This window comes from Thermus hydrothermalis, from assembly GCF_022760925.1.
In the GTDB taxonomy this organism is placed as follows: Bacteria; Deinococcota; Deinococci; order Deinococcales; family Thermaceae; genus Thermus; species Thermus hydrothermalis.
Genome location: NZ_JAKTNT010000005.1, coordinates 117654 through 139502, shown reverse-complemented (window position 1 = coordinate 139502; position 21849 = coordinate 117654). Strand labels below are relative to the sequence as shown.

16 protein-coding genes are annotated in these 21849 nt (G+C 61.7%); 13 read left to right on the top strand and 3 right to left on the bottom strand.

Features of this window, described 5'->3' with window-relative positions:
* Positions 1-133 precede the first annotated feature (133 nt).
* From L0C60_RS04790 to L0C60_RS04750, 9 genes are all read left to right on the top strand, one after another.
* Entirely contained in the window at positions 134-952 is an 819-nt protein-coding gene (locus L0C60_RS04790) for a hypothetical protein (RefSeq protein WP_243092551.1), read from the top strand.
* The gene (locus tag L0C60_RS04785) at positions 949-2655 is read left to right on the top strand and encodes a long-chain-fatty-acid--CoA ligase (RefSeq protein ID WP_234503872.1); all 1707 of its coding nucleotides are present in this window, start codon (positions 949-951) and stop codon (positions 2653-2655) included. Before L0C60_RS04790 ends, L0C60_RS04785 begins: the two co-directional genes overlap by 4 nt.
* Positions 2652-3911 carry a hypothetical protein gene (locus tag L0C60_RS04780; RefSeq protein WP_234503875.1) on the top strand — a complete coding sequence of 420 codons (1260 nt, stop codon included), beginning with the start codon at positions 2652-2654 and terminating at the stop codon, positions 3909-3911. The genes L0C60_RS04785 and L0C60_RS04780 overlap by 4 nt, the downstream gene beginning before the upstream one ends.
* A gap of 114 nt (positions 3912-4025) precedes the next feature.
* On the top strand, positions 4026-5132 hold the full coding sequence (locus L0C60_RS04775; protein ID WP_234503878.1) for a hypothetical protein: 1107 nt from the start codon (positions 4026-4028) through the stop codon (positions 5130-5132).
* Positions 5133-5246: 114 nt separating this feature from the next.
* Positions 5247-6845 carry an ABC1 kinase family protein gene (locus L0C60_RS04770; RefSeq protein ID WP_279231912.1) on the top strand — a complete coding sequence of 533 codons (1599 nt, stop codon included), beginning with the start codon at positions 5247-5249 and terminating at the stop codon, positions 6843-6845.
* 199 nt (positions 6846-7044) lie between these two features.
* The gene (locus L0C60_RS04765; RefSeq protein WP_234503884.1) at positions 7045-7206 is read left to right on the top strand and encodes a hypothetical protein; all 162 of its coding nucleotides are present in this window, start codon (positions 7045-7047) and stop codon (positions 7204-7206) included.
* Between the two features lie 84 nt (positions 7207-7290).
* Positions 7291-9585, top strand: a complete 2295-nt coding sequence (locus L0C60_RS04760; protein WP_243092550.1) for a 3-hydroxyacyl-CoA dehydrogenase/enoyl-CoA hydratase family protein — start codon at positions 7291-7293, stop codon at positions 9583-9585.
* 22 nt (positions 9586-9607) lie between these two features.
* Positions 9608-10801, top strand: coding sequence for a thiolase family protein (locus tag L0C60_RS04755; protein ID WP_234503890.1), 1194 nt, complete (start codon positions 9608-9610; stop codon positions 10799-10801).
* Between the two features lie 12 nt (positions 10802-10813).
* The gene (locus L0C60_RS04750) at positions 10814-12544 is read left to right on the top strand and encodes an acyl-CoA dehydrogenase family protein (RefSeq protein WP_234503900.1); all 1731 of its coding nucleotides are present in this window, start codon (positions 10814-10816) and stop codon (positions 12542-12544) included.
* Positions 12545-12584: 40 nt separating this feature from the next.
* On the opposite strand, the gene cysS is transcribed toward L0C60_RS04750, so the two are convergent.
* On the bottom strand, positions 12585-14030 hold the full coding sequence (gene cysS / locus L0C60_RS04745; protein WP_234503904.1) for a cysteine--tRNA ligase: 1446 nt from the start codon (positions 14028-14030) through the stop codon (positions 12585-12587).
* A 37-nt stretch (positions 14031-14067) separates the two neighbouring features.
* Between cysS and hslO the strand changes: the two genes are divergently transcribed.
* The 3 genes from hslO to L0C60_RS04730 are packed head-to-tail and all read left to right on the top strand — an operon-like array spanning position 14068 to position 16772.
* Positions 14068-15093 (top strand): Hsp33 family molecular chaperone HslO, encoded by a 1026-nt coding sequence (gene hslO, locus L0C60_RS04740; RefSeq protein WP_234503908.1) that lies wholly within the window; start codon positions 14068-14070, stop codon positions 15091-15093.
* A 17-nt stretch (positions 15094-15110) separates the two neighbouring features.
* The gene (locus L0C60_RS04735) at positions 15111-15524 is read left to right on the top strand and encodes a universal stress protein (RefSeq protein ID WP_234503909.1); all 414 of its coding nucleotides are present in this window, start codon (positions 15111-15113) and stop codon (positions 15522-15524) included.
* Positions 15525-15533: 9 nt separating this feature from the next.
* Complete coding sequence (locus L0C60_RS04730; protein ID WP_234503911.1) at positions 15534-16772, top strand: aminotransferase class I/II-fold pyridoxal phosphate-dependent enzyme; 1239 nt, start codon at positions 15534-15536, stop codon at positions 16770-16772.
* 86 nt (positions 16773-16858) lie between these two features.
* Here the strand turns inward: L0C60_RS04730 and L0C60_RS04725 are convergent, their stop codons facing one another.
* Both L0C60_RS04725 and L0C60_RS04720 read right to left on the bottom strand, forming a co-directional pair.
* Complete coding sequence (locus L0C60_RS04725) at positions 16859-18085, bottom strand: aminopeptidase (protein ID WP_234503914.1); 1227 nt, start codon at positions 18083-18085, stop codon at positions 16859-16861.
* 31 nt (positions 18086-18116) lie between these two features.
* Positions 18117-18257 carry a hypothetical protein gene (locus L0C60_RS04720; protein ID WP_234503916.1) on the bottom strand — a complete coding sequence of 47 codons (141 nt, stop codon included), beginning with the start codon at positions 18255-18257 and terminating at the stop codon, positions 18117-18119.
* Between the two features lie 76 nt (positions 18258-18333).
* Between L0C60_RS04720 and nifJ the strand changes: the two genes are divergently transcribed.
* Positions 18334-21840 carry a pyruvate:ferredoxin (flavodoxin) oxidoreductase gene (gene nifJ / locus L0C60_RS04715; protein WP_243092549.1) on the top strand — a complete coding sequence of 1169 codons (3507 nt, stop codon included), beginning with the start codon at positions 18334-18336 and terminating at the stop codon, positions 21838-21840.
* The last annotated feature ends 9 nt before the right edge of the window (positions 21841-21849 follow it).

The window sequence follows — 21849 nt, the reverse complement described above, 5'->3', positions numbered from 1 at the left end:
GAGTACGTGTAGTGTTGTTAAAACCGTCCCCGCCCCTTGACGTTCAAGCTTGCCCCCGCCTAATGTAGGCACCAACGCTTGCAGCGGATCGCCTTTAGAAGGCGACGGAGCGGTTTGGAGGGGGGCGAAGCAGATGTTGGTGAGCCTGCGGAAAGCCGTACACGGGGCGGTTATTGGTTTGGTTCTGGTTTCTCAGGTTGGGGTGGGCAATCAATCTGAACTTCGGGTTGTTTCCCCACCGGATTTTCCGTCGGACTTGGCTGACCTCGAGGCCTTGCATGGTGCTGGACGTTACCGGGAGGCGTACGAGAAGGCGCTACAGCGTAAGGATGCTTGGGGCTACATTTTGGCTTCCTATAGCGCGACGAATTATGCCCGCTATCAGGCGCAGGAGGCCGAACGCCAAGACTGGTTTAGGCGAGCTGCGGATGCGGCGCGCGAGGCGATCAAGTTGGCTCCACAAGAGAAGCGGAGGGCATCCTTTGAGGTGAGCGCTGAAGCCAAGGCGTACTTCGCTTTGGGGCAGGCGTTGGGACGGTATGTTCAGTACGCAGGGCTCTTCACGCAAGCCCTGTTGGTGAACCAGATACGTTCTGCCTTCAGTAAATCCATAGAACTGGCACCTCACTTTCCCGACCCCTATATCGGCATGGCTTTGTGGCATGCGGAGGGTGTTTCGCGGAACATATGCTTGATTTTTGGATGTCGGCGGGACCAGGTTCGCGTGTTCCTTGACAAAGCGGAGTCTTTGCGAAGCAACTCCAAGCGGGTCATTCTCGGTTATGTAGATGGGGGCTACGCCAACCTGCTAATAGGGGATTTCCAGGAATCCGATCGCGGGTTAAAAACGGCGCTGGCAACTCCCGCCAACACTGCCGAGGATCAATACGAGCACGAGCGGGCCAGGAAATTGTTGCAGGAGCTAGACCGCAAGAGGGGGGCAGGAAAATGACCCGTGCGCAAGAAAAGCCCTGGCTGAAGTTTTACGACCCGGGAGTGCCGTGGCAGCTTGAGTACCCTGAGGTCCCTGTACATGCTCTCTTGGAGGAGTCAGCTCGTAAGTGGCATTCAAAGGAAGCCCTTTTCTTTTACGGCACGAAGGTGACGTATGGCGAGCTTCTTGCTTTGACGCAGAGGGTTGCGGCAAATTTGCAGCACTTGGGTCTTCGGAAGGGGGATCGGGTAGCATTGATGCTTCCCAATACTCCCCAGTACGTGATGGCCTACTACGGGGTGTTGATGGCGGGAGGGGTTGTCGTCAACATGAGCCCCCTGTATACGCCCCGGGAGATGCGGGCGATTCTTGAGGATACAGAAGCCCGCTTTCTCATCATGATAGACTTCGCCTTCCCCCGCTACCTGGAAATAGAGGCGGAAACCCCTGTAGAGGTGGTGTTCACGGCGGGAATCCAGGATTATCTTCCTCCTCCGCTTAATGTCTTGTACTTGGCAAAGGCCAAACAAGAAGGGATCTGGCAGGAGTTGCCGGAACATCCTAAGCGGAGGGATTTCAGCGCCCTCTTACAGGAAGGAAAACCCGCTCCGGTGGAGGTGGCTCCTGATGATCTGGCACTTTTGCAATATACGGGGGGTACTACGGGATCGCCCAAAGGGGCCATGCTCACCCACAGAAACTTGGTGGCGAACGTTTACCAGGTGTGGTCGTGGATGGAGGCGGGGCGTGTTAGGCAGGACAAGTTCCGCCTCGAGGAGGGCAACGAGGTGGGGCTATGCGCGGTTCCCTTTTTCCATGTGTACGGGATGACAGTAGCCCTAAACCTCGGCATCAAGGGCGGGGGGAAGCTTATTCTCGTACCCCGGCCCGAACCGAAGGAGCTCGTGGACCACGTGGAGGACCATCGGGTGACGCTTTTCCCGGGAGTACCCACGATGTACGTGGGCTTTCTTCAGGTGCCCAATTTGGCGAAACGGGATGTTTCCTCCCTTAAGTTCTGCATCTCTGGGGCTGCTCCCCTTCCTATAGAGGTGGCCAGGCAGTTTGAGGAGGTTACAGGGGCCAAGCTAGTGGAGGGGTATGGTTTGACGGAGGCAAGCCCTGTTACGCATGCCAATCCCCTTTTTGGGAAACGGAAGGTGGGCTCCATTGGCTTGCCTCTCCCTGGGGTGGAGGCCAAGGTGGTGGACAGTGAGGGAAGGGAGTTGCCCCCTGGGGAAGTGGGCGAACTGGTGGTTCGCGGCCCAAACGTCATGAAAGGCTATTGGCGGCGCCCCGAAGAAACGGCCCAGGTTCTGCGGGATGGGTGGCTTTATACGGGGGATATGGCCCGGATGGACGAAGAGGGTTATTTTTACATTGTAGACCGCAAAAAGGATCTAATCATTGCCGGAGGGTACAACATTTATCCCAGGGAAGTAGAGGAAGTTCTCTATATGCACCCGGGTGTCTTAGAGGCCGCGGTTGTGGGGGTGCCTGATCCTTACCGGGGGGAGACGGTCAAAGCCTTCGTGGTCTTGAAGCCAGAAGCGCGTGGGCAGGTTACGGAGGAGGATTTGGAAGCATTCTGCCGCAAACATTTGGCTGCCTACAAGGTGCCCAGAATATGGGAGTTCCGAGAGGAGTTGCCGAAGAGCTTGGTTGGAAAGGTTCTTCGGCGGGTGTTGCGCGATGAGGCTGGGAGTGGAGGTGGATCGTGAAGGGGTGGCGTGCCTACGTTTGGGCGCTATTGGGTGTGTTGTTGGGAGCGTGTGGCCTTCCGAGTCCCGAGCAGGCTAGGAGGAATCTAGCCCCCGAAACTCCACTCACGCCAGAGTACCGGGATATCCCTCTGGCGAGGATTCAGCTGGACGTGTGGGATCTCTACGATCTTCTTTTTGGTGAAAGCCCTAACGTCCGCCTGTTTACGGTAAGCGGGGGTCAGGCAAGAGGCCGTATCCAGCAAGGGGATATGGCCTTGGAGATAGGTGTTCCCGATTTTGGCTTACAGTTTTTCGTTTCTGCGCTAGAGCTTAATCGGGAGGTTAGGAAGGAGATTACGCTTCCCCGGATTAGTGGCGTGAATGCTGCCTTGCAAAGCCTGCTGCAACAGGCGCAACTTCCCGAGGCGTATCTTTTCCAAACGCTTACGCTTACCCTGCCTAGAGGGTACGTACGGGCCAGGGATATCGCTGTGTGTACGCAGGGAGCAAGCAGCAAGTGCACGGGAAATTTGATGGCAGTTAACGGTGGGAGCACGGAATTCCGCTTTAACACAGGGCAACCGGTGGAGGTGGTGGCTGAGGCGAGCGCTTTGCTCAATGCCTTGGGCGTGGCTGTGTTCTCGGGGGAGGTGCGCGTAGACCTTAGGTTGACGCCATTGGCGGATCTGGAGGACCTCCTGAGGTATGTTGCGCAGGAAGGCTGCAGCGTGTTAGGCTGCAACATTAGGCAAGTTGTTAGCCAGGCACGGGTGTTAGCCCCCTTCGGGGCTAAGTCTTCAGGCCCTTTTGTTGTTACCACAAAGGCACTTGCCTCACCACTAGGAGCGCTTCCCGCAGCTACTGTGGAGGAGCTCCAACGGTATACAGAAACGCTTGGGCTTACCCTGGAGTTGGAATCTGAGCTTCCCACAGAGGTCTTGGGCGTCACCCTGTGGGCCGGATCGGGGAACGAGCCTCGGTTTGACACGCCTTTGCCCGGGGATTTCGTCTATACGGTATCCGATCCCATACCTGCTCCTCAGGTAGACGCGGATGGGCGTTCACAGGGTGCAGTTCGTAAGAGGATTGCGGTTGAGCTGCCTCAGGAGGAGGCTAGGCGGTTCTTGGGGCTTCTGGGTCAAGAGAACGTTCACGTGGCGGCACGCTTGCACCTGCAGGGGCCTGCGGGTAGCCAGGGGGTCTTCCGGTTTAAGGCACAAGATCAGCTACGCATTTTTGCTAAGGGTACAGCGAGGTTGCGGATCGGGAGGTGAGGGATGCGCCGTGTTGGCTTGGTTGCGAGCGTTTGCTTGATTTTAGGGTCGGGTGCCTTTGGTCAGCCTGCCTTGTACCCGGAAGGTCCCCAGGCTCTTCCCTTGGAGGGAGGCTTGGAGATCGGGCTTCCGAGCCTGGGGTTGGATGTGGACAACAACACCCTGACCCTTGCCGACTTAATAAACGTGGCTGCCCTGTTGCGGGACCCCCAACCCACGGACATCCTCCTCTTGGCAGCTAAGGTACCCAGGGGTTCGGATTCGGTGGCTACGTTGCGTGGCCTGGGCCAGGTGTTTGCTGTGGCCTGGCCTTTTGGCGTAGACCCGCTAACGGGTTCCGCGGCCTTTAGCCTTGGACTTTCCTACGGGATTGAAGCTCGAGGTCGGCTTAATATTGGAAAAGATTTAGTTTCCCTGGCACAGGATGGAGCGCAACCGGGTGATGTGCTCGTTTTGGATGGCACCCAAGGCACAGGTGTGGTATTTGATCGGCTGACGCTTCAGGCGGCCTTACCGCTCTTGGATGGACTGGTGGTGGCTGGTGCGGAGCTATCGGTGCTTTACGCCCGCTTCCTGGGCCAGGCTGGTCTAGGCGGTAGTCTTTACTACGATGCCAACGGTTACGATGGGGTCGCAAGCCTCGAGGCGGTGGAGGGTGGCGGGGGGTTTGGGTATCAGCTCGGTTTTGGCGTTCGAACCCGCTTGCCTACTGTAGGGGCAGGAATTCGCTTCCGCGTTTTGGGTCAACTCAGCTATACTGGGGAACGTAGAACGGTAAGCGTGCAGGCCACCGATGCAGCGGCCTTGGACATTGTGGAATGCCTTCGCAATGGTACAGGCAATAGCCAGGTGAGTTGCGCTTCGCAAACGACTCAGACGGCTGGATCTTTATCTTTGCCCACAGAAATAGATGCCTATGCGTATTATCCTATTTTCCTTGGTCAGGGGGAGCCTTTGTTCCTTTTGGCTCGGGCACGTGGGGTATTTGGGGGTTTCCTGGACGAGGGGTGGCGGCTAGGTGTGGGCGCCTCGTACCGGTTGTTCACCCGGGTGCCTTTGGGGGTGGAGCTAGGAATTGGGGGTCCTTCGGGCTTCTCGCTAGGTTTTAGGCTGGGGGTGGAGTTGCCAGGAGCAGAGCTCCGTTTCGGTTTGGCGCAACGGGGGGGTTTCCTGCTGGGCGCGAAGGGGGCAGAGTTCCGGCTTGCGGCGGTGTTGAAGTAGGGGGGGATTGCGATGGTGGACTCGGTGCGACGGTACCGCTTATCGGAGGAGGAGCGCAGGCGGCTGAAGCAGGAACTAGAGGCTAAGGCGAAGACGATCACGCCTCGTGCCCGCATGCGAGCTGTGGTAAGCACCATGGCCCGTTATGGATTGTCCCAGCTTCTTGCGGGAGGCCTACCGCGGTCTGAGGAAGGATGGCGGGCACTAGGGCGTCGGGTAAAGCAAGCGTTTCAGGAGCTTGGGCCCACGTACATCAAATTGGGTCAGGTGTTGGTTACCCGGCAGGAGCTCTTTCCCGACCCATTTACGGACGAGCTTAAAACTCTCCTAGACGAGGTTCCTCCCATGGCCTTTCCCTACATCGCTTTGGTTTTGGAGGAGGAACTTCCCGAGGGATTGGAAACGTTTAACTGGATTGATCCCCAACCCCTTGCGTCTGCTTCTGTGGCTCAAGTGTATCGGGCGGAGTTGCGGGATGGGCGTGCTTGTGCGGTTAAGGTGGTGCGCCCGTTGGTGGACCTGTTGTTCCAAACCGACATTGGCGTGATAAAGCGGATCGCGTCCCGGGTTCAACGACTTTTGCCTCCTCCCATTGCTGCTTCGTTGGATTTGCCCGGTATATTGGAGGACTATTATTCTAGCGCCATGTCAGAGCTAGACATGCGTCTTGAGGCGCGCAATACCGAAGAGGGGCGCCGGATGGCGGAAGAATTCGCCACCTTGGCTGTTCCAGAGGTGTACTTGGCAACCCAACGAGTGCTCGTAATGGAGTTTGTAGACGGTTGGAACCTAAAAGATTTTCCGGTAGATTTCTTTACTTTTGAAGAGCGTCTTGAGATCATGTTGGACCTAGCCCACATTTACATTAAAACCTTCCTTGAGGGCTTATATCACGCGGATCCCCATGGGGGGAACCTGATGATACACCGGCATAACCGCAAGTGCTACATCATTGATTGGGGAATGATGGGTCGCATGGACGCTACCCATATAGAGGCGATTTTTCGCACGTTGCTTCATGTGCGGTCGGGCCAAGCAAAGGACGCTGCCGAAACGATCATGGAGGTTTACGAACCCACAGCCTTTACGGATCGGGGGAGGCTGCGGGATCAGCTTCGGGCTCTGGGCATCCATTACGTCAACACGGAGCAGGGTAGCCTGCGAAATTGGGGCGATTTTCTTATACGGTCTATAAAAATCGCCTTCCAAAATCATTGCCGCATCCCCTCGGGTCTTGCCTTGTGGGCAAAAGGATGGTCCGCGGCAGAAGGTACAGCGCGTTGGCTTTGCCCGGAGATTAGCTTCCATCATGTAGTGGAGTCTGCGGACATACGGATTATAGAGAGCTGGCTTAAGCGCCGGTTCAATTATCGCACCAATGCGAGCTTTTTGGCAGAAGGGTTGGAGTTTTTAGCCACGCTTCCCCGAAGGGTTAAGGAGATTTTGGAAAACTTAGCCTGGAATGAGTTTAGATTGGTTCTTGAAGGGAGGCTGGCCCACGATCAAGAGCGTCTGATGTCCCGGTTGGTTAACCGGCTCTCGTTGGGTATGTTAGCGAGCGGGCTCTTTCTCGGGGGATCCATTCTCCTGGCGTTTGGTGGGGATTCCTCCCGCGACCCCTTCCTTGTGCGGTTTGCGGGGCAGTTGGGGCTTTGGGGTGGCCTGATCCTTTCAGGGTACCTGGCGTATAAGGTTGTGCGGCAGCGCATTTAGGGGGTGTTGAATGGGAAAGAGCGATTTGAGCATGGAGGAGCGTATACGGGCCTTTTACAGGCAAAGCGGTGGGCCGTTGAACCCCAAGATCCCGGAACTCATAGAGCGGCATCTTCTTTATGGCAAGGATCACGGTCCCCCTGGACGCCGTGAGACGCTAGCCGATGCTTTCATGCGCTGGTTGATGGAGGATCCGAGCATGCGCCTGGTGGCGGAATGGTACATGCGCCGGCAGATGCGGCAAAGCTCGTTGGAGAGCCGGCTAGGACAAGTAGAGAAGGAGTTGGGAGCCTTGCGTGAGGAGGTGCGGGAGCTAAGGCGCGCGTTTCTGGAGCTTTGTAAGGAGCGACCGGGTAAGTGAGGTGCGATAGGGAGTAGGATACATCTTGACGGCAGATGCCTTTGGCATTAAACTTTGACCGAGTATAAGTTTGGGGAGGAAAAGATGCGTCGGATCAAAAAGGTTGGGGTCATAGGGGCTGGAACCATGGGCAGTGGGATTGCTGCGTTGGTTATTAGCGCAGGCATCCCAGTGGTGCTCCTGGATATACCCGGTCAGGATGACCGTAATGGTCCTGCTAAGCAGGGTCTGGAGCGTGCTCTGAAGTCCAAGTTTCCTGCGTTCATGGATAAGGATTTGGCAAGCTACATTGATGTGGGCAATATTGAGGATGACCTAGACAAACTGAAGGATTGTGACTGGGTAGTGGAAGCAATTGTGGAAAAGGTGGAGCCAAAACGGGCCCTTTATGCCCGGCTGGAATCCGTGCTGCATCCGGATGCTATTGTTAGTTCGAACACCAGCAGCATCCCGATGCGGGTTTTGTTGGAGGGTCGCTCGGAAGGATTTAAGCGCCGCTTCTTGGGGACCCACTTCTTTAACCCGCCCCGGTACCTCCACCTATTGGAGATCATTCCAACACCCGAGACGGACTCGGATGTTGTGGCAGCGATGCGGCGTTTTGGCGAACGTATCCTGGGTAAGGGTGTGGTTCTAGCCAAGGATAGCCCGGGATTTATCGCCAACCGGTTGGGCGTGTATGGAATGGTGCAGGCCATGCGGCTTATGGAAAAGCACGGCCTGACCATTGACGAGGTGGATGCCCTCACGGGCTCCCTCTTGGGGCGTCCTAATTCGGCTACCTTCCGTACGGCAGACCTTACGGGGTTGGACGTACTGAAGCTGGTGGCGGAAGAGCTTGCAGAGGCTACAGGAGAGGACTTTAAGCTCCCAGAGTGGTTTTATCAGCTTGTTGAGCGGGGGCTTTTAGGCGATAAGACAGGGGCAGGTTTCTACAAGAAAGTAGATGGGGAACGTTATACCCTGGATTACGCCACCCTCGAGTACCGCCCACGCCAGAAGCTAGAGCTTCCGGAGCTGAGTGCCTTGAAGGATAAACCCTTGGAGGAACGGCTTCGGGGAGCTCAGCAACTACCCGGAAAGTACGGTGCCTTTTTGAAAGAGCTCTTTGCCTTGACGGCCCACTACACCATTTCAAAGGCCCCCGACATCGCCTATGACCTTGTAGGGGTGGACCAGGCCTTGGAGTGGGGCTTTGGGTGGGAAGAAGGGCCCTTTAAGAACATGGATGCCCTGGGGTTGGATTACGTGCGCCAGGTTTTCCGGGAGTTTGGGCTTGAGGAACCCGACTGGATTCGGGGGCATGAGCGCTTCTATCTCAACGGGACCTTCCTGGGCTTTGATGGCGTATACCACCCCCTTCCAAGCCGTCCCGACATCATTCAACTGAAGCCTCTCAAGCGGGAGGGGAGGGTCCTGCATTCTACTTCCGAAGCTTCCATCTTGGACCTGGGCGACGGGGTGCTCTTGCTGGAGTTCCACAGCAAGATGAATGCCATCGGGGAAGGGGTCCTCCGAACCCTGGAGAAGGCGCTGAGAACGGTGGAAGCGGGGGATTACCTAGGATTGGTCATTGGTAATGAGGACCCCCGGGCCTTTTCAGCAGGAGCGAACCTCGCCCTCATTCTGTCCTTAGCTCAGGAGGGAGATTGGGCTGAGCTCAAGCGCGCCACATACTTTTTCCAACAGGCCACTAAGGCGATTCGGTACGCTCCGTTCCCGGTTGTGGTGGCCCCCTTCGGTCTGACCTTGGGTGGGGGAGCTGAGTTCATGCTCCATGCAGACCATGTGCAGGCGCATGCCGAACTGTATACCGGCCTTGTAGAGGCTGGGGTCGGCTTGTTGCCCGCAGGTGGGGGCACCAAGGAGATGCTCCTGCGCTTCACGAGGGAACTTTCTGGCTTCGCCCAGGCGGACTTGTTTGAGGGTGTGCGTCGGGCATTTGAGCTTATCGCCACGGCTAAGGTGGCCACAAGTGCTCTCGAGGCCAAGAAGCTCGGCTTCCTCCGGGATCGCGATGGCATAACGATGAACCGTGACTTCCTCATCGCAGACGCGAAGCGGAAGGTGCTGGAGCTTGCTGTGGATTACCGTCCTCCCCTTCCTTCCAAAATCACAGTTCTGGGCGATGAGGCCTTGGGCAACTTAAAGTACGCCGTTTGGCAATTCCGGGAGGCAGGGGAGATCACCGACCACGAGGTCAAAATTGGCCAGGAAATTGCGTGGGTTCTTTCGGGTGGAGGTGGACCGCGACGTGAGGTGACGGAAGACTTCTTGCTGGAGCTGGAGCGCGAGGCTTTTGTCCGGCTGTTGGGCACGCGGAAAACGCAGGAGCGGATTGCCTACACTTTGAAGACGGGCAAGCCGCTGCGGAACTAAGGTGGCGCTAGGGGGATGGAAAATGCGTGAGGCAGTCATTGTCAGTGCGGTGAGGAGCCCGGTTGGGCGGGGAAAGCGGGACGGCGCTTTTGCGAATCTGCACCCAGTGGATCTTTCTGCACAGGTGATGCGCGGGGCTGTGGAGCGCATTGGCTTGGATCCACGGGAGCTGGAGGATGTCCTTTGGGGTTGTGCGGTTCCAGAAGCGGGACAGGGGCTAAACATCGCACGGTTGGCTCTTTTGAGGGCTGGCTTCCCAATAGAGGTATCGGGTGCCACTGTTAACCGTTTTTGCTCTTCGGGTCTGCAGACCATTGCCATGGCGGCTCAAGCTGTAATGACAGGGATGGCGGATGGGGTGCTTGCGGGTGGCGTGGAGGTGATGAGTCAGGTGCCCATGTCTGGGTTTGTAACCCGCTTGCACCCTGAGCTTACCCCCGATACCTGGAGTCCAGAGGCGTACTCCACGTACATCGGCATGGGTTACACCGCCGAGCGGGTAGCGGAGCGCTTTGGCATATCCCGGGAAGACCAGGACAAGTGGGCGTATAGAAGCCACCAGCTGGCAGCCAAAGCCCAGCGGGAGGGGAAGTTCACCGAGATCGTTCCCATTCGCGTACCCAAAGTGACTTTCCAGGGCACCAAGAAGGTGGTAGAGGAAACGGTCGTGGAGAAAGACGAAACTGTTCGTCCGGACACCACTCTCGAGGCCCTGGCCAAGCTCCGCCCCGCCTTCAAGAAGGGGGGCACGGTGACCGCAGGGAACGCCAGTCCCTACTCCGATGGGGCGGCGGCGGTCGTTGTCATGAGCCGGGAGAAGGCGGAGGCTCTAGGCCTAAAACCCTTGGCCCGCTTCGTCAGCTTCGCCGTGGCCGGTGTGGAGCCCGACATCATGGGCATTGGACCGGTGAAGGCTATCCCCAAGGCCCTTCAGCGGGCGGGCCTTACCCTGGATCAGATTGACCTCATAGAGTTCAACGAAGCTTTTGCCGCCCAGGTTTTGGCGGTGATGCGGAGCTTGGGGATGCCGGAGGAGAAGACCAACGTGAACGGGGGGGCCATCGCTCTCGGCCACCCCTTGGGGGCCACGGGGGCTAAGCTCACGGCGCAGCTTATTTCCGAGCTTTCCCGGCGCGGTGGGGGGTATGGTCTTGTGACCATGTGCATCGGCGGCGGCATGGGGGCTGCTGGTGTTTTTGAGGTGTACCCGGCGTAGAAGGAGGGGAGTATGGTAGAAGAGAAGAAGCTTTGGCAGAAAGGCGGCGGCTGGCTTTTGGAGGCTCCGGAGCGCATTTACACCCCAGAGGACTTTGACTCCACGATTCGCGAAATTGCCAAGACAACCCGTACGTTTGCGGAGCGGGAAGTGCTCCCTCTTTTGGAGCGCTTGGAGCATGGTGAGCTGGAGCTGAACCGCGATTTGCTCCGCAAGGCGGGGGAGTTGGGCCTTTTGGGTGCTGAAACGCCTGAAGCGTACGGGGGCCTGGACCTTCCTAAGACAGTTTCCACGGTTATTGCTGAAAATCTCGCGGGATTAGGAGGTTTTGCCGTTACACACGGAGCCCACACCACTTTGGCCATGCTTCCCATCATCTACTTTGGCAACGAAGCACAGAAGCAAAAGTATTTGCCGAAGATGGTGACGGGGGAATGGGTGGGCGCTTATTGCCTTACCGAACCTGGGGCCGGCTCCGATGCGCTTTCAGGGAAGACCCGGGCCACCCTTTCGGAGGATGGGAAGTACTACATTCTCAACGGTGTGAAGCAATGGATCTCCAATGCCGGCTTCGCTGACGTCTTCATCGTGTTCGCCAAGGTGGATGGGGAGAAGTTCACCGCTTTCATCGTGGAGCGGGGCTTCGGGGTGAAGGTGGGCCCTGAAGAGAAGAAGATGGGGATTAAGTCCTCCTCCACCAGGCAAGTGATCTTGGAAGACGTCAAGGTGCCCGTGGAGAACGTGCTGGGAGAGATTGGCAAGGGGCACAAGATCGCTTTCAACATCTTGAACGTCGGGCGTTACAAGCTGGGTGCGGGCTCCATTGGTGGGGCTAAACTCGCTTTAGAGATTTCCACCAAGTACGCCAAGGAGCGGGTTCAGTTTGGTAAGCCCATCGCCCAGTTCGGCCTGATCCAGGAGAAATTGGCCGAGATGGCGACGCGGGCCTTTGCCGGGGAAAGTGCCGTTTACCGCACCATGGGCCTCATTGATGAGGCCATCGGTGACAAGAAGGGCCCGGAAGCGGTAATGGCAGGTATTGAGGAGTACGCAATAGAGGCTAGCATCATCAAGGTGCTTGGCTCGGAGGTCTTGGCCTACGCTGTGGATGAAGGGGTCCAGATTCACGGGGGTTACGGCTACTCCCAGGAGTACCCCATAGAACGGGCTTACCGGGATGCCCGTATCAACCGTATTTTTGAAGGGACCAACGAGATCAACCGGCTTCTCATCCCAGGGATGCTCCTACGGCGGGCCATGAAGGGGGAGTTGCCCCTGGTTCAGGCGGCTACTAAGCTTCAGGATGAGCTCATGTCCCCCAGCTTTGAGGAACCTGAAGACCAAGAAGCGGCCTTGATCCAAAACTTGAAGAAGCTCGCCCTCATGCTTTCGGGCCTCGGAGCGATGCGTTTCCAGCAGAGACTAGAGGAGGAGGAGGAGCTCCTTGCCGCTGCTGCCGATCTCCTCATTGACATCTATGCTGCAGAAAGTGCCTTGTTGCGGGCCCGTAGGCTTGGTGGAGTGGCAGAAAAGATGGCCAGGCTCTACCTCTATCAGGCGGCAGACCGGGCGCAGATGCGAGCCAGCCAGGTGGTGCCTCGGTTAGCCCAGGGGGATGAGCAAAGCTTCATCCTCTCAGCTGTGCGCCGGCTTACAAAGCGCCCAGCGGTGGATTTCATTTCTTTGAGGCGGGAGATTGCGGGGGCGGTCCTCGAGGCCGAGGGCTACCCCATCCCCCGCTAGCCTCCTAGGCTCTTGGCCCCCGGGGTATCCCGGGGGCTTTTTAGATGAGCTCAAGCCGCCACTTGGGGCCCTCCTTGGTGTCCTCCACGATGACCCCAAGCTCCTTTAGCCGCTCGCGGATGCGGTCGCTTTGGGCGTAGTCCTTGGCCCTTCTGGCCTCCTCCCGTAGCTCCAGGAGGAGGGCGATGAGCCCTTCCAGAAGGGGCCCGGAAAGCCGGTCCTCCAAGACCCGTTGGGGGAAAAGCCCCAGGATGCCTTCCCCTAGGGTGTGGAAGAGGGCTTCGGCGCGGGCCAGGCTATCCCCCTTGGCCTCGGGCAGGAGGCGGTTGAGCTCGGGCAGGAAGGTGAAGAAGGCGGCGAGGGCCTCGGGGGTAGCGAGGTCGTCCTCAATGGCCTGGAAGAAGGCCCTTTCCAGGTCGTCTAGTGCCCGCTCCAGCCCGGGGGTGGAGCCAGGGGAAGCGGTCTTCCGCCTTTGGCGCACCTCCCGGTAGGCCTGGAGGAGGCGGGCGTAGCCCCGCTTGGCGCTCTCCAGGCCCTCCCAGGTGAAGTCCATGGGGCTCCGGTAGTGGGTCTGCAGGAGGTAGAAGCGGAGGGCCATGGGCTCGTGGGCCTTCAGGAGGTCGTGGAGTAGGACCAGGTTCCCCGTGCTCTTGGCCATCTTCTCGCCCTCTAGGAGGACGTGGTTGTGGTGCATCCAGTGCCGGGCGAAGCGGTAGCCCGCCGCCTCCGCCTGGGCGATCTCGCACTCGTGGTGGGGGAACTGCAGGTCAATGCCCCCGGCGTGGAGGTCAAACCCTTCCCCCAGGTACTTGAGGCTCATGGCGGTGCACTCAATGTGCCACCCCGGGTAGCCTTCCCCCCAGGGGCTCTTCCAGCGCATGATGTGCCCGGGCTCGGCCCGCTTCCAAAGGGCGAAGTCCAAAGGGTCTTCCTTCTCCTCCCGCACCTCCACCCGGGCGCCGGCCCTGAGCTCCTCCAGGCGCTTACCGGAAAGCTTCCCGTACTCGGGGAAGGCCCGCACGCGGAAGTAGACGCTTCCGTTCCGCTCGTAGGCGTAGCCAAGCCTAAGAAGCCGCTCGGTGAGCTCAATCTGTTCGGGGATGTGGCCGCTTGCCCGAGGGGCGATGGAGGGGCGGAGGACGTTTAGGGCCTGGATGGCGTCAAAATAGCTCCACATGTACTTCTCCGCCACCTCCATGGGCTCTAGCCTTTCCAGCTTGGCCCTCTTCTCAATCTTGTCCTCCCCCTGGTCGGCGTCGTCCGTGAGGTGGCCCACGTCGGTGATGTTGGATACAAAGCGCACCTTGTAGCCCTTGTGGAGGAAGTAGCGGCGGAGAACATCGTAGACCACCGGTCCCCGGGCGTGGCCCAGGTGGGGGTCGGAGTAGACCGTGGGACCGCAGACGTAGATGCCCACGTGCCCGGGGGTGGCGGGTTCAAAGGGCACCTTTTGCCGCCTTAACGTATCGTAGAGGACAAGGCCCATAAGGAGGATTATAGGTCCCGTGGCATAATGGCGGGGTATGGGAAGGATTCTTCGGGGTTTGGCCGGCGAGGGGAACCTGCGGGTGGTGGCGGCGGAGACCACGGACATCGTGGAGGAAGCGCGGCGCCGCCACGGCCTTTCCCCCACGGCCACTGCCGCCTTGGGCCGGGCCATGACCGGGGCCCTCCTCCTGGCCCAGCTCCTCCTTAAAACCCCTAAGGAGCGCATCACCTTGCGCATGGAGGGGACGGGGCCCTTGGGGGGGCTTGTGGTGGAGGCGGATGCCCTGGGAAACGTGCGGGGGTACGTGCAGAACCCCAGGGCGGAGGTTCCCTTGCGGCAGGACGGCAAGCTCAACGTGGGCGAGCTTCTGGGGGCCGGGGTTTTGCGGGTGGACCGGAGCCTCCCCAATGGGGAGGTCTACACCAGCACCGTGCCCCTGGTTTCCGGGGAGATCGCCGAGGACCTGGCCCACTACCTCTGGCAGTCGGAGCAGATCCCCTCCGCGGTGCTCCTGGGTGTGCGGGTGAAGGGGGAAGGGGAGGTGGAGGTGGCGGGGGGCGTGGCGGTGCAGGTGATGCCGGGGGCTTCGGAGGAGGCGATAGGCCGCCTCGAGGCCAACCTTGCGGGCATCCCGGGCCTCACCCCTCTGCTTCGGGAGAAGGGCCTGGAGGGCACCTTGGAGGTGCTCCTCGCCGGGCTTGGCTTCGCCCGCACGGACCTTAGGGCCTTGGGCTTCCTGGCGGACGAGATCCCTGCCCGCTTCCGGTGCCGTTGCAACCGGGAAAAGGCCCTGGAGGCCCTGGTCTTCTTCACCCCTGAGGAAAGGGAGGACATGATCGTCAAGGAGGGGGGTGCGGAGGTGGTCTGCCACTGGTGCGGGGAGGTCTACCGCTTCTCCCCCGAGGAGATCCGCACCCTGGTGGCCGAGGTGCGTTGCCCCGACTGCGGGGCGCTCTGGCTTTACCCCAAGGCGGACGGCACCGTCTTCCGCATGGAGGGGGAAACCTGCCGTTGCGGCCGCAAGGTGGAGCTTCCCGCCGAGCGCCGCCCCCAGGCCTAGTGGGGTAAGCTTTAGGCATGTTCAAGACCATCCTTCTCGCCTACGACGGCTCGGAGCACGCCAAGCGGGCGGCGGAGGTGGCCAAGGCCGAGGCCAAGGCCCACGGGGCCCGGCTTTTGGTGGTTCACGCCTACGAGCCCGTGCCTGACTACCTGGGCGAGCCCTTTTTTGAGGAGGCCCTGAAGCGCCGCCTGGAGCGGGCGGAGAAGGTCCTGGCGGAGGGGGTGAGCCTGGCCGGGGTTTCCAGGGAGGAAGGCCTCCTCCTGGAAGGGGAGCCTGCCAGCGCCATCCTCCAAGCGGCCATAGGGGAGAAGGCGGACCTTATCGTCATGGGCACCCGGGGGCTTGGGGCCTTGGGGAGCCTCTTCCTGGGAAGCCAGAGCCAGAAGGTGGTGGCCGAGGCTCCTTGCCCCGTGCTCCTGGTGCGCTAGGAGGTGGCCATGGAGTACGAAACCCTAGCGGTCCTGGCGGGCCTGCCGGAAGACCCTTATGGGGCGGTGGGCCTTCCCATCTACGCCGTGGCCGCTTACGGCTTCAAGACCCTGGAGGAGGGGCAGGAGCGCTTCGCCACGGGGGAAGGGTACGTCTACGCCCGGCAGAAGGACCCCACCGCCCGCGCCCTGGAGGAGAGGCTAAGGGCTTTGGAAGGGGCTATGGAGGCCGTGGCCTTGGCCTCAGGCCAGGCGGCCACCTTCGCCGCCTTACTGGCCCTGGTCCGCCCCGGGGACGAGGTGGTGGCGGCCAAGGGGCTTTTCGGCCAGACCATCGGGCTCTTCAACCAGGTCTTGGCCCCCTGGGGCGTGCGGGTGCGCTACGTGGACCCTAGCCCGGAGGCGGTGCGGGAGGCCCTTAGCGAGCGAAGCCGGGTGCTCTTCGTGGAGATCATGGCCAACCCTGCCCTCCTGGTGCCGGACCTCGAGGCCCTGGCCCACCTGGCGGAGGAGAAGGGCGTGGCCTTGGTCGTGGACAACACCTTTGGCGCTGCCGGGGCGCTCGCCAAACCCCTCCGCTGGGGGGCCCACGTGGTGGTGCAAAGCCTCACCAAGTGGGCCTCGGGCCACGGCTCGGTCCTGGGCGGGGCGGTGCTTTCCCGGGAGACGGCCCTATGGGGGCGCTTTCCCCAGTTCCTGGAGCCCGACCTCAAGGGACAGGTGCCCTGGGAGGCCCTGGGGCCCAAGTGCTTCCCGGAAAGGGTGCGCACCCTGGGGCTATCCCTGGCGGGCATGGCCCTTTCCCCCTTCCACGCCTACCTCCTTTTCCAGGGCCTGGAGACCGTGGCCTTGAGGGTGCGGCGCATGAGCGAAACCGCCCTCAGGCTAGCGGAAACCCTCCGGGCCCACCCCAAGGTGAAGGCCCTCCGCTACCCCGGGCTTCCCGAGGACCCCGCTTACCCCTATGCCAAGAAGTACCTGGCCGCCGGGGGCGGCATCTTCACCCTGGACCTGGGAAGCCTCGAGGCGGCAAGCCGCTTCCTCAAGGCCATCCGCCTCCTCAAGGCCCCGAACCTGGGGGATGCCCGCACCCTCCTCGTCCACCCCTGGACCACCACCCATAGCCGCCTAAAGGAGGAGGCCCGCCTGGAGGCGGGGGTGACCCCGGGCCTGGTGCGGGTTTCCGTGGGCCTGGAGGACCCGGGGGATTTGGAGGCGCTTTTTCTGGAGGCCTTGGCGGCGGTTTAGGGGGAGAGCAAAAGCACAAGCGCAAAGTATCGTGATAAAAAGAACAAACCCTGCCCCCCTTGGGGGGCAGGGAAACGCTTGGCCGCCTAAACCACCCAGACCCCCCGCCGCATGAGGGGTATGCGGGTGCCGTCCTCCAGGAGGCCGTCCACGTCCACCTCCTCCGAGCCGATCATCCAGTCAATGTGCACCAGGCTCTCGTTGCCGCCCCGTTTCCGGAATTCCTCCCCGGAGGGACGGCCCTCGAGGTTCTCCGCATAGGCTTGGCCGAAGGCGATGTGGCTTGCGGCGTTCTCGTCAAAGAGGGTGTCAAAGAAGACCAGGCCCGTCTTGGCGATGGGGTTGTCGGCCGCCACCAGGGCCACCTCCCCGAGGCGCCTTGCCCCCTCGTCCGTGTCCAGGACCCTTTTCAACACCTCCTCCCCCTTCGCCGCCCCCACCTCCACGGCCACGCCCCTTTCAAACCGGGCCCAGATGCCCTCCACCAGGGTGCCCCCCAGGGCGAGGGGCCTCGAGGCCCGCACCACCCCTTCCACCCGCTCCCGGTGGGGGGCGGTGAAGACCTCCTCCGTGGGCAGGTTGGGGTTGCAAAGCCGCCCTTTCTTCGTGGGCGTGGCGCCTCCTTGCCAAAGGTGCCCCTCGGCCAGGCCCACCACCAGGTCCGTGCCCGGTCCCCGGAAGTGGAGGGCGTGGAAGCGCTTTGCGTTTAGGTAGGCCACCTTCTCGTGCAGGAAGCGGTTGTGGGCCTCCCAGGCGGCCACGGGGTCTTCCCGGTCCACCCGGGTGGCCTGGAAGATGGCCTCCCAGAGCTTTCCCACCGCCTCCTCCTCGGGAAGGTGGGGGAAGACCGCCTTGGCCCAGCCCGGGTGGGCGTAGGGCACGATGGTCCAGTTGGTGACGAACTCCGTGATGGCCTCCAGGGCCGGCTTGTAGGCCCGGGCGTTGGCCTGTTGCGCCTTCCCGATGCGCTCGGGGGGAAGGCCTTCCAGGGCCTTGGGGTCGTTGCCGGAAACGGCAAGCCGCGCCGCCCCTTCCCGGAAGGCCTTGGCCATGCCCTCGTAGAGCCAGGCGGGGGCCTTCTCTAAGCCCTCCTCGGGGGCGAGGGAGAGGCGCTTGCGGGAGAGGGCGTTGTCCCCATAGATCACGGTGAAGAGGCTCGCCCCCTCCCGGTAGGCCTTTTCCGCTAGGAGGCGCACGAAGTCCAGGGCCTCAATGGGGGCCGTGGCGATGATTTCCTGCCCCCTTTCCAGGTTTAGCCCCACCCGGATGGCCAGTTCGGCGAGCTTTTCTAGGTTCTTCTGAAAGGCGTCCACGCCCCAAGTCTTTTCCCCTTTGGCCTTCCCGTCAAGCCCGGGGGCAGGACCGGGGGCGGCCGAGGAGGAGGGTGAGGCCGGCGAGGAGGAGGAGGGGTGGGCGGTAGGCCTCGAGGAAGACCGCAAAGCCCACCCACAAGAGGGCCAAAGCGTAGCGCAAGAGAGGCGGCATGGCCCCATTCTAAGGGAAGGGGGGCGGGACATTCCTCACCCCCTTCCAGGGCTAAGGTAAGGGCGAGGTGAAGCCTATGCGTCCCATCACCGTGGACGGGAACGAGGCGGTGGCCCGGGTAGCCTACCGCCTTTCCGAGGTCATCGCCATCTACCCCATCACCCCCTCAAGCCCCATGGCCGAGCTCGCGGACGAGTGGGCGGCCAAGGGGGAGCCCAACCTCTTCGGCCTGGTGCCGAGGGTGGTGGAGATGCAGTCCGAAGGGGGTGCGGCGGGGGCCTTGCACGGGGCCTTGCAGGAGGGCACTCTGGCCACCACCTTCACCGCAAGCCAGGGCCTTCTCCTCATGATCCCCGACATGTACAAGATCGCCGGGCAGGCCTTGCCTGGGGTCATCCACGTGGCCGCTCGGGCCCTCGCCACCCACGCCCTTTCCATCTTCGGGGACCACCAGGACCTTTACGCCGTGCGCCCCACGGGATGGGGGATTTTGGTGTCCGAGTCGGTCCAGGCGGCCCAGGACCTGGCGGCCATGGCCCATGCCGTGGCCCTTCAGGCCAGCCTCCCCGTCCTGCACGCCATGGACGGCTTCCGCACCTCCCACGAGGTGCAGAAGATCCTGCCCCTCTCCGACAAAGAACTCAAGGCGCTCTTTCCCTTCTCCGCCCTCGAGGCCTTCCGCAAACGGGCCCTGACCCCGGAGGCCCCGGTCATAAGGGGCACGGCGCAAAACCCGGACCACTACTTCCAAAACCGCGAGGCCATCAACCCCCTCTACCTCCGCTTCCCGGAGGTGGTGGAGAGCACCATGGCCCGGTTCGCCGAGATTACGGGGCGGCGCTATGCGCCCTACGAGTACTTCGGCCACCCCGAGGCGGAGCGGGTGGTGGTGGTCATGGGCTCCGCTTCCTTGGCGGTGGAGGAGGCGGTGGCGTACCTCCTCAAGCGGGGGGAAAGGGTGGGGATGGTGCGGGTCCGCCTCTACCGCCCCTTCCACGCCCAGGGCTTCTTGGCGGCTATTCCCCCAAGCGCCAAGCGGGTGGCCGTCTTGGACCGGGGCAAGGAGCCAGGGGCGGTGGGGGAGCCCCTCTTTCAGGAGGTGGCGGCAGCCTTCGCCCTCAAGGGGGGAGAGGTACCCCTCCTGGTGGGCGGGCGCTACGGCCTCTCCTCCAAGGAGTTCACCCCGGCCATGGCCCTGGGCCTCTACGAGGCGCTAAAGGAGGAAAGGCCCCGCCACGGCTTTACTCTGGGCATCCAGGACGACGTGTCCCACACGAGCCTCCCGTACCCGGAGGTGGATTTTGAGGACCCCGCTTCCGTACGGGCCGTGTTCTTCGCCCTGGGAGCGGACGGCACCGTTTCCGCCAACAAGAACACCATCAAGATCATCGGGGAGGAAACCCCGCTTTACGCCCAAGGGTATTTTGTTTACGATTCCAAGAAGTCCGGCTCTCGCACCATCAGCCACCTGCGCTTCGGCCCCAACCCCTTGAACAAGCCCTACCTCATCCAGAGGGCCAACTTCGTGGGCATCCACCAGTGGGGCTTTTTGGAACGCTTCCCCATGCTCGGGATAGCGGAGGAAGGCGCCACCGTGCTCCTCAACAGCCCCTACCCCAAGGAGGAGGTTTGGGACCGCCTGCCCAAGCCGGTGCAGGAGGAGATCCTTCGCAAAAACCTCAAGGTCTACGTGGTGAACGCCTACGAGCTCGCCCGCAAGGTGGGGCTTCCGGGCCGCATCAACGTCCTCATGCAGGCGGCCTTCTTCAAGCTCTCGGGGGTCCTGCCCGAGGAGGAGGCCAAGGCCCGCATCAAGAAGGCCATAGAGAAGAGCTACGGGAAGCGGGGAAGGAGCGTTTTGGAGAAGAACTTCCAGGCGGTGGAGCTGGGCTTCCAGGCGGTGGAACCCCTCCCCATCCCCGGGCGCATCACCTCGGAAAAGGGCCTGGTGCCGCCCATGGTGGGGGACCCGCCTCCCTTTGTGAAGGAGGTCCTGGGCCCCATCGCCTTGGGCTTGGGAGATGCCTTGCCCGTGTCCGCCTTCCCCTTGGACGGCACCTACCCCACGGGCACCGCCCGCTACGAGAAGAGGGGGATCGCCGAGTTCGTCCCCACCTGGGACCCAGAGGTCTGCGTCCAGTGCGGCAAGTGCGTCCTGGTCTGCCCCCACGCCGTGGTTCGGGCCAAGGTGGTGCCGGAGGAGGCCTTGGCGGGGGCCCCTCAGGGCTTTCCCCACCGCAAGGCCATGTGGAAGGAGCTTTCCGGGGAGTTCGTCCTCGCCATTAGCGCGGACGACTGCACCGGGTGCTCCTTGTGCGTGGAGGTCTGCCCGGCCAAGGACAAGCGAAACCCGAGCCGCAAGGCCTTGAACATGGCTCCCCGCCTCCAGGTGCGGGAGGCCATGAACGAGCACTGGGACTTCTTCCTCTCCCTCCCCGAACCCCCCCGCCAGGGCCTCAAGCTCCACACGGTCAAGGACGTGCAGCTCCTCACGCCCCTTTTTGAGTTTCCCGGTGCCTGCGCCGGGTGCGGGGAAACCCCTTACCTGAGGCTTCTTTCCCAGCTCTTCGGTGACCGGCTCATCGTGGCCAACGCCACGGGGTGTAGCTCCATCTACGGCGGCAACCTCCCCACCACGCCCTGGAGCAAGAACCGGGAGGGCCGGGGCCCCGCCTGGGCCAACTCCCTCTTTGAGGACAACGCCGAGTTCGGCCTGGGCATGCGTTTGGCTCTGGACAAGAAGGCGGAGCACGCCAGGAGGCTTTTGCCCGAGTTCCGCCACGTGCTTGGGGAGGAGCTTGTGGCGCGGCTTCTCGCCGAGGTGGGGCCGGAAGGGGTGGAGGAGAGGCGAAAGGACGTGGCCCTCCTCAGGGAGCGGCTTGAAGGGCTAGAAGACCCCAAGGCCAGGGACCTCCTGGCGGTGGCGGATGCCCTCATCCCTCACACCGTCTGGATCGTGGGCGGGGATGGCTGGGCCTACGACATCGGCTACGGGGGGCTGGACCACGTGCTGGCCTCGGGGGCCAACGTGAAGGTTCTGGTCCTGGACACGGAGGTCTACTCCAACACCGGAGGGCAGGCCTCCAAGGCCACGGGGCTTGGAGCGGTGGCCAAGTTCGCCATGGCGGGCAAGCCCACCCCCAAGAAGGACCTGGCCTTCATGGCCATGAGCTACGGCCACGTGTACGTGGCCCAGATCGCCATGGGGGCGAACGATGCCCATACGGTGCGGGCCTTCCTCGAGGCCGAGGCCCACAAGGGCCCCGCCCTTCTCATCGCCTACAGCCACTGCATCGCCCACGGGATTGACATGGCCAAGGGCATGGACCACCAGAAGCTGGCGGAGCGCTCGGGGTACTGGCCCCTTTTCCGCTATGTGCCTGGGGAGGGGCTTATCCTGGACTCCAAGCCCCCTACCCTCCCCCTCCGGGAGTACCTCTATGCGGAGAACCGCTACCGCCTTCTCCTGCAGACCCACCCCGAGGAGGCCGAGGCCTTCTTGAAGGCGGCGGAGGAGGCGGTGCGGGCCAGGTGGGAAAGGCTAAAGCGGCTTGCGGGCGAGAAGGCCATCCCGGCGAGCTAGGGGGGCGCC

What these genes read in the sequence shown, in the direction of transcription:
- L0C60_RS04790 (WP_243092551.1), top strand. Translation starts at nt 134, where the DNA reads ATGTTGGTGAGCCTGCGGAAAGCCGTACACGGGGCGGTTATTGGTTTG.
- L0C60_RS04785 (WP_234503872.1), top strand. Translation starts at nt 949, where the DNA reads ATGACCCGTGCGCAAGAAAAGCCCTGGCTGAAGTTTTACGACCCGGGA.
- L0C60_RS04770 (WP_279231912.1), top strand. Translation starts at nt 5,247, where the DNA reads ATGCGAGCTGTGGTAAGCACCATGGCCCGTTATGGATTGTCCCAGCTT.
- L0C60_RS04765 (WP_234503884.1), top strand. Translation starts at nt 7,045, where the DNA reads ATGCGCCTGGTGGCGGAATGGTACATGCGCCGGCAGATGCGGCAAAGC.
- L0C60_RS04760 (WP_243092550.1), top strand. Translation starts at nt 7,291, where the DNA reads ATGCGTCGGATCAAAAAGGTTGGGGTCATAGGGGCTGGAACCATGGGC.
- L0C60_RS04755 (WP_234503890.1), top strand. Translation starts at nt 9,608, where the DNA reads ATGCGTGAGGCAGTCATTGTCAGTGCGGTGAGGAGCCCGGTTGGGCGG.
- L0C60_RS04750 (WP_234503900.1), top strand. Translation starts at nt 10,814, where the DNA reads ATGGTAGAAGAGAAGAAGCTTTGGCAGAAAGGCGGCGGCTGGCTTTTG.
- cysS (WP_234503904.1), bottom strand. Translation starts at nt 14,030, where the DNA reads ATGGGCCTTGTCCTCTACGATACGTTAAGGCGGCAAAAGGTGCCCTTT.
- hslO (WP_234503908.1), top strand. Translation starts at nt 14,068, where the DNA reads ATGGGAAGGATTCTTCGGGGTTTGGCCGGCGAGGGGAACCTGCGGGTG.
- L0C60_RS04735 (WP_234503909.1), top strand. Translation starts at nt 15,111, where the DNA reads ATGTTCAAGACCATCCTTCTCGCCTACGACGGCTCGGAGCACGCCAAG.
- L0C60_RS04730 (WP_234503911.1), top strand. Translation starts at nt 15,534, where the DNA reads ATGGAGTACGAAACCCTAGCGGTCCTGGCGGGCCTGCCGGAAGACCCT.
- L0C60_RS04720 (WP_234503916.1), bottom strand. Translation starts at nt 18,257, where the DNA reads ATGCCGCCTCTCTTGCGCTACGCTTTGGCCCTCTTGTGGGTGGGCTTT.
- nifJ (WP_243092549.1), top strand. Translation starts at nt 18,334, where the DNA reads ATGCGTCCCATCACCGTGGACGGGAACGAGGCGGTGGCCCGGGTAGCC.